The organism is Achromobacter sp. 01N37, assembly GCF_056399725.1.
The window spans coordinates 39,767-46,854 of the sequence record NZ_JBFTRX010000025.1 but is presented as its reverse complement, the minus strand read 5'-3'; the positions used below and the strand labels follow the sequence as shown (position 1 = coordinate 46,854).

General features: G+C 65.4%; 5 protein-coding genes. 2 read left to right on the top strand and 3 right to left on the bottom strand.

Features of this window, described 5'->3' with window-relative positions; all coding sequences use genetic code 11:
• A partial coding sequence (locus AC1DSJ_RS29470) for a type VI secretion system Vgr family protein (RefSeq protein ID WP_476760452.1) occupies positions 1-746 on the bottom strand: 746 nt, incomplete at its 3' end.
• Between the two features lie 199 nt (positions 747-945).
• Here AC1DSJ_RS29470 and AC1DSJ_RS29465 point away from each other — a divergent pair.
• The gene (locus tag AC1DSJ_RS29465) at positions 946-3,153 is read left to right on the top strand and encodes a rhodanese-like domain-containing protein (RefSeq protein ID WP_441372682.1); all 2,208 of its coding nucleotides are present in this window, start codon (positions 946-948) and stop codon (positions 3,151-3,153) included.
• Between the two features lie 140 nt (positions 3,154-3,293).
• Entirely contained in the window at positions 3,294-4,169 is an 876-nt protein-coding gene (locus AC1DSJ_RS29460) for an aldo/keto reductase family oxidoreductase (protein WP_441372683.1), read from the top strand.
• Positions 4,170-4,315: 146 nt separating this feature from the next.
• Here AC1DSJ_RS29460 and AC1DSJ_RS29455 read toward each other — a convergent pair whose 3' ends face one another.
• Both AC1DSJ_RS29455 and AC1DSJ_RS29450 read right to left on the bottom strand, forming a co-directional pair.
• Positions 4,316-5,464, bottom strand: a complete 1,149-nt coding sequence (locus tag AC1DSJ_RS29455) for a GGDEF domain-containing protein (protein ID WP_441372684.1) — start codon at positions 5,462-5,464, stop codon at positions 4,316-4,318.
• A gap of 75 nt (positions 5,465-5,539) precedes the next feature.
• Positions 5,540-7,039: a 3-deoxy-D-arabino-heptulosonate 7-phosphate synthase gene (locus AC1DSJ_RS29450; protein WP_441372685.1), complete on the bottom strand. Its 1,500-nt coding sequence runs from the start codon at positions 7,037-7,039 to the stop codon at positions 5,540-5,542.
• Between the last annotated feature and the right edge of the window lie 49 nt (positions 7,040-7,088).

Below are 7,088 nucleotides of genomic sequence, written 5' to 3'. Positions count from 1 at the left end.
TGTTCCTGGCTGTAGCGCGGATGCGTGTACGTGTAGTCGCGCTGGGTTTGCACTGCGGTGCGCATACGCTCGGCGTAGGTGAAGCGATGCAGCGCGGGCTCGGGTTGATCGCCGCCCGGCATGGGGTTGTACAGAACCGGGCCGCCCGCAATCTCGCCATGAATGTAGATGCGGTCGCCATGAATCAAGCGATGGCTTATCTCGGTATGTTCGTAGCGGTAGAAATAGCCTTCTTCGGCGGCTAGCCGGTTCAGAAACTCCAGATCGGTATCACCCGCCTGCACGCAGTATTCGCGTGGCAGATGTTCGTTCGTGGTGACCTGTTCGTAGTCCGTAATGCGCTGGCGTTTGAGGACATCCGCCATGATCTCCGGCACGGACAGCTGCTGGTAGATGCGCCAGTCGGAACAAAGCGCTGCCCTGGAAAGTGAGGGTTCAAGCACTGCCCGATAGCGCGTGCGGCGAAAGCCGGTTCCCGCTTGTTCGAACTCGGTGACGATGCCATGAACATGGCGCACGGCCACGTCACCGCGCCAGATCGTGAATAACGCGGCTTGATCCAACAGCAAACCAAAGTCCACCGCCGAATCGAAGCTGGAAAGGTCGACGCTTAGCCGATAGGTCTCGGACAGCGCCTCATCCAGCGTGAACTCGATGACATCAAACGCCGCACCGTTGACGGGCGTGAACGTGAAACGATAGCGCTTCGCTTGCGGATACACCGGCGGCCCCCCGACTATGTCCATTTGAGCGACGATCTTCGGCAATCGTCGACAGCGCCGTCTATAGAAGGAGTCTGATATTGCGGCCGCCCTGGCAGAATCCGCCGCTCTGCACCCCAAATCCGCCATTGCGCGCATATCCATAGACGCATTTCTACGTTGTCCGACGCCTAGCGCGCACGTAGCCTGAAGGTCTCTTCAACCCGGACGTTCAGGTCATCTCATGAGCACTTCTTCCCCCGCGGCCGCGCCGGCCCACAGCACGCATACCGCACGCGCAGAAGCGGTTCGCGCGTTCATCGCGCAGGTGCGCGAACTTGTTCCAGAATCTGCGCACGCTACGCCGGAACAGCTGGCGCGGGTGGCGGCGCTGTTGGAGGCCTTGGGCCAGCGGCGCGACCTCTTTCCCGCAGACGCGTTTGCCGTGGTGCCGGGTCGCCCCACATCCATTTATAGGTTGGCCGAAGATGTCGACGGCGGCTACGCGCTCTACCTGTCGCTCGGTGAACCGGGCAAGGCGCAGCCGCCGCATGACCACACGACCTGGGCCATCATTGCGGGCGTGCGTGGCAACGAGCGCAACGAGGTGTATGCGCGTGCGGGCACCGCAGACCCACTGCGCGATGCCTTGACGCCCGTGCGCCGCGTGGACGTGGGGCCGGGCAACTCCATCGTGTTGGGGCCGGACGACGTGCACACCATTGAATTGGTGGGCAACGAACCCGGCGCGCATCTGCATTTCTACGGCTTGGCGCTGGACCGGCTGCATGGCCGCGTGGTGTTCGAAAGCACCGAGGGCGGCACGTATCGCACGTTCTCGCCGCCTGCCGCCATCTACCATGCGCGCGTGTCTGCCCAGGCCTTGCAAGAGGAACTGCGGGGCGACGCCGAAATCGCCGTGCTGGACGTGCGCGAGGCGGGCCGGTATGCGCGCCGCCATTTGCTGGTGGCGGTGCCTGCGCCGCTGTGGCGTCTGGAAGTACTGGCCGACCGGTTGGTGCCAAGACGCGACACGCGCATCGTGCTGGTGGACGACGACGAATCACAGTCCCATCAGGCTGCGGCCAAGCTGACGCGGCTGGGGTGGACGGACGTGTCCGTGCTGGAAGGCGGCACGGATGGCTGGGAGCGTGCGGGGCTGGAACTGTTCTCGGGCACCAACGTGCCAAGCAAGGCGTTTGGGGAAGTGATCGAGCACGAGAAGCACACGCCGTGGATCGATGTGGAGGAACTGCACGAACGCGTGGCGCGCGGCGACGACATCGTGGTGGTGGACAGCCGCACGCCGGAGGAATTCCACAATTTTACGTTGCCGTTCTCGCATAGCCTGCCGGGCGCGGAGCTGGTTTATCGCATCCGCGAACTGGCGCCTGACCCGAAGACGTTTGTGGTGGTGAACTGCGCCGGCCGCACGCGCAGCATTGTGGGCGCGCAGACGCTGATTGATGCGGGCATTCCGAACCGCGTGGCGTCCTTGCGCAACGGCACGATGGAATGGCTGCTGTCGGGCCGGGAGCTTGCCTATGGCCGGCACGCCGCGCTGCCGGAACCGGGCGCGCCGGCATTGGCGGCCGCGCGGGAACAAGCGCGCGATGTGGCGCAGCGGGCAGGCATTGGGTATATCGACACCGCGACGCTGCACGCCTTTGAAGCCGAGCACGCGACGCGCACCTTGTTCAAGTTCGACGTGCGTACGCGTGAAGAGTACGAGACCGGTCATCTGGAAGGATGGCGTTGGGCGCCGGGCGGGCAGTTGGTGCAAGCCACTGACGAGTATCTGGCCACGCGCCGCTCTCGTGTGGTGCTGGCGGATTGGGATGGCGTGCGCGCGTTGACGACGGGCGCATGGCTCGCGCAGTTGGGCGCGGTCGAGGTCTATCTGTATCAGCCCCCCGCGTTGGCGCCGTTGCAAAGCGGTGTTGAGCCGCGCCGCGTATTGCGTCATCGTCCGGATGCGGCCGGCGTGCGTGCGCAGGCGCTGCATGCGGCGTTGAACACGGACGAGGCCATTGTGTTTGATGTGGAATCGCGCGTGGCGTATGAACGCGGGCATGTGCCCGGCACGCGCTTTGCGGCGCCGGACCGGCTGGCGGAATTCCTGTCGCCGGATGATCCGCGCGTGATTGTGCTGACGTCGTCGGACGGCGTATTGGCCAGCGTGGTGGCGGCCGAACTGGCTTGGCGCAGCAAGCGGCCGGTGCAATATCTGCTGGGCGGCACGCGCGCCTGGAAGGCAGAGGGCCTGCCGCTGGCCACGGGCGCAGCGGGGGTCTTGACGGGTGACGACGATCAGAGCATCAGCCCGTATCTGTTTGATGATCTGGCGGCGCGCGATGACGGCTTTCGGGAATACCTGGACTGGGAGCTGGGGCTGGTGGCGCAATTGGAACGTGATGGCAGCCAGGACATCAGCTTGATTCCGGTGAAGTAGGGCGGCTGGGTATGCGCGCCCCGGGCATCGGCATCAGCCGTAGGAAGGCTGGGCGCCGCTGCCCCGGGGCAACGAAATCTGCCTGATTATCCAAGGCGACGAAAAGGTTTACGCTTTCCGTTTCCTTCAGGAGATCCGACATGCAGCCCACATCGAACGAAGCCACCTATGCCCTGGGTACCAAGCGGGTCAAACGCCTGGGTTACGGCGCGATGCAGTTGGCCGGCCCCGGCGTGTTCGGCCCGCCGCGCAACCGCGATGCGGCGCTGACGGTACTGCGTGAGGCCGTGGCCAGTGGTGTGAACCATATCGACACCAGCGATTTCTACGGCCCGCACATCACGAACCAGCTGATCCGCGAAGCGTTGTCACCGTATCCCGATGACCTGGTGCTGGTGACAAAGATTGGGGCGCGGCGCGGCGAAGACGCGTCCTGGATTCGTGCCGACAAGGCCGATGAACTGACGCGCGCGGTGGAAGACAACTTGCGCAATCTGGGGCTGGACGTGCTGGATGTCGTGAACCTGCGCATCATGTTCGGCGTGCACGGGCCGGAAGAAGGCTCGATTGCCGAACCGCTGTCGGCGTTGCGGGCGTTGCAGCAGCGCGGCTTGGTGCGCCACATCGGGTTGAGCAATGTGACGGCCGCCCAGGTGCAGGAAGGCCGGGGCATCTGCGACATCGTATGCGTGCAGAACCAGTACAACCTGGCGCACCGCGACGATGATGCACTGATCGACGCGCTGGCGCAGGACGGCATCGCCTATGTGCCGTACTTTCCGTTGGGTGGGTTCAGCCCGCTGCAATCGGCCACGCTGACCGTGGTTGCGCAGCGCGTGAACGCCACGCCGATGCAGGTGGCGATTGCATGGCTGCTTCAGCGTTCGCCGAACATTCTGGTCATTCCGGGAACTTCATCGGTTGCGCATCTGCGCGAAAACCTGACGGCGGGGCATCTGGTGCTGCCTGAGGATGAGGTGCGCGCGTTGGACAACATCATCAACGAAGCGGAGTGACTGCATCCTGGCACACTCAGCCGGCATCAGCCAGGTGTGGGCCGGCTGATGCCGGCTGAGTTTGCCGCCTGAGTGTGCCCGCTCAGTGTGCCCGCTACGTGTGCCCGCTACGTGTGGCGGTTAAGTGTGGCGGTCAGGTGTGCCCGCTACGCGAGTTCCAGCCGGTTTCCGCCCAGGGACTTGGCGCGATACAAGGCGCGGTCGGCAGCGGCCAGCGCTTCGCTTAATGGCGGCGCGTCTTGTTCGAATTTTGCCAGACCGATACTGACCGTGGCCTGCACGTCGCCTCGTTGGATGTGTTCGGCAAGCGTGGCGGCAAAGTGTGCCGCCATCGTTTCGCCCAACGCTTGCGCGCGGCGTGCGTGGTCGCCTGTCAGCAGTGCGGCGAACTCTTCGCCGCCCAGCCGGGCGAGCATGGCGCCGGGCCCTGCGACCCGTTGGGCGATGTCAGCGAAGGCCCTCAGAACTTTGTCGCCCGTCTCGTGGCCGTGGCGGTCGTTAATGGATTTGAAGTGGTCCAGGTCAAAGGCCAGCACGGCGATGGGCGCGCGGCCGGCGCTGTCGCGGATGAGGCGCGCGCCTTCCTCGAAAAACCAGCGGCGGTTGCCCAAGCGTGTCAGATAATCCGTTTGCGATTCGTGCAGCAGCTGCCCATGCGCTTCTTCACGAACAAGCTTGAGCAGCGCCATCGGCAGCAGCACCGAATACAGCACGCCTTCGTACATGGTGATGTTGCTGGCCATTACCTGTGCGTCCGGGCCGTACGTGGCAACCAGCCAAGGCAGGATGAACGCGCGAAAGGCGTAGAACAGCGCGTGGATGACGGTGGCGACGATGACGAAATAGCGCGACGACAGCGCCTTCATTGGCGCGCATCGCCACATTTCCCACGCGGTCATCGCCGCGATGGCGGCAATGGGCGCCGCGCTGACATAGGCCCACATCACGCCTCGCCACTGCGCGCCGGCAACCGCCCACAGGACGGCCATCACGATCAGCAATCCGATGGACGCCGCGCGGTACTGCCGCCCATTGAACGACGCCACGCCGTGCAGCACGAGCAGATAACCGCTAAGGATGATGAGGTTGCTAAGACCCGGCCCGATCGACGCGGGCAGGTAGCCGCGCAGCAGCACGACGGTACAACCGGCGGCAAGCGTGGCGAAGCCTGCGGCGAACATCCCTAACGCCTTGCTGCGTGTGGAGTGGGTCCGGTGTTCCCAGTAGGTCATCCCAGCGCTGGCAAGCAGCGTACCGATGACAAGGAGATAAAGGGTGAAGAGATCGACGTGCATCCCGGCGGGTATAGGCAGTGCGCCGATACAGGCGTCGGCTGCGGGATTTTACGTGGAAAACTTGACAGCGGCGTGTTACAGGTGTGCGGTGTGCGCGGCGTCCAACAGGTCGTCGGTGTGCACCATTAATGCGCGGACCTGGTGCAGCTGCGGGTACTGATTGAGCACGCCTGCCCATTGCGGAGAGGTCAGTAACGAATGCCAGACGGGGTGCAGCGTTTCGGTGTCCGCGGGCTGGCCTTGGGCGAGCTGGCTGGCGAACGCGATGCTGGCAGGGGCAGACAACAATTGCATGCGGCTGGCGGCATTGAGCAGGCGGGGCGAGGGGTCGGCCGGCGCGTCGCAGCAGTACAGGACCGTGTCCGCCAAGCCAGGCCCGTCTGCCGGCAACGCGCGCAAGGTCTCGCCGCGTAGCGGCACGATGCCTTGCTGCGTCTTGAACGGGTACGTGGTGTTGCTGTCCGCATGCGCCAGCAGTTGCAGGCCGCGCAACAATCGGGGCAAGTCCGTGCTGGCGGCGTCAACGGAGGCTTTGGCTTCGACCAGCAGGCAGAGATCCCAAGCGGGCGTGGCAGTCGCGGCATCGATCGCGTCGGACTGGCGCAACAATGCGGCGTCCCATTCGCTTTTCGCGCGATCGGCGCTGGCGGGTAGCGAAGGCGGCACGCGCATCGACGTCACCACGCGATAGGGGGCGGTGACGTTGGCGGCGCGGTCGTCGGCGGCGCGCTCATCACTGGCATGCTCATCAGGGGCACGCTCATCGATGGCACCCTCGTCGATAGCGCGTGCGTTCGTGGCGTGGGTCTCGCTTGCATTCAGGCGCTGCGCCAAGACTTCCAACGCTTGCGCCGCCAACGCCTCGACGGCCGCGCCGCGTTGTTGGGCGTCGGTTCCCTGCCGTAACGCTGTCGCGCTGCCCGGCCGCGGGCCGTTGCGATCCCACAGTGATTGGTAATGGCGCACCCGCGCGTCCGCCGTCAGTGCGTCCAGCCGTTGCAGGCGGGTCAGGGCAGCGCTATCCAGCAGGCGGGCGCAGCCCCGGGCGAGCGGATCGTCGCCCATCGTTTCGGGCATGTCGCGCAGCCGTTGCACGGCATCCGCCAACGCCGTCCATGACCCGGAGGATGCGGCCGCCTGCACGTCGGCCAAGGCGTCCGCCTGCAAGCCGCGTGGCATGCGCGCGAGTTTGGCGGGGTGTGCGATGGCATTGGCGGCGGCCAGGATTTCGCGGCGGTCCGCGTCGGCGCCTGCGCTAAGCGATGCGTACTCGCGCACGGGCGCCACGCGATGGCGCAGTTCCATGGCCTGGATGGCGGGGTCGCCCTGGCCTTCACGCATGGCGCCGCGGATCAGTTGCGCCAAGGCGTCAATGAAGGCGCGTTCAATCTCAGGGTGGGGCGTGTCGCCGTGGGCCAGTGCTTGCCGCGCCTGGTCGATCGCCAACGCCAGCGCGGTGGCGCTATGCCCGTTCTGCGCATCCGGGGTGACGGTGGGCGTGGGCGGCACGCGATAGCGGCGCGCGACGATGCGCAACGTTTCATCCAGCAGAGCGGGGCGCGGAGGCAGGGGCATGTGGGTGGGGGACAGAATAGGACGTGAGCGGCGTAAGCCTAGCGTGCCG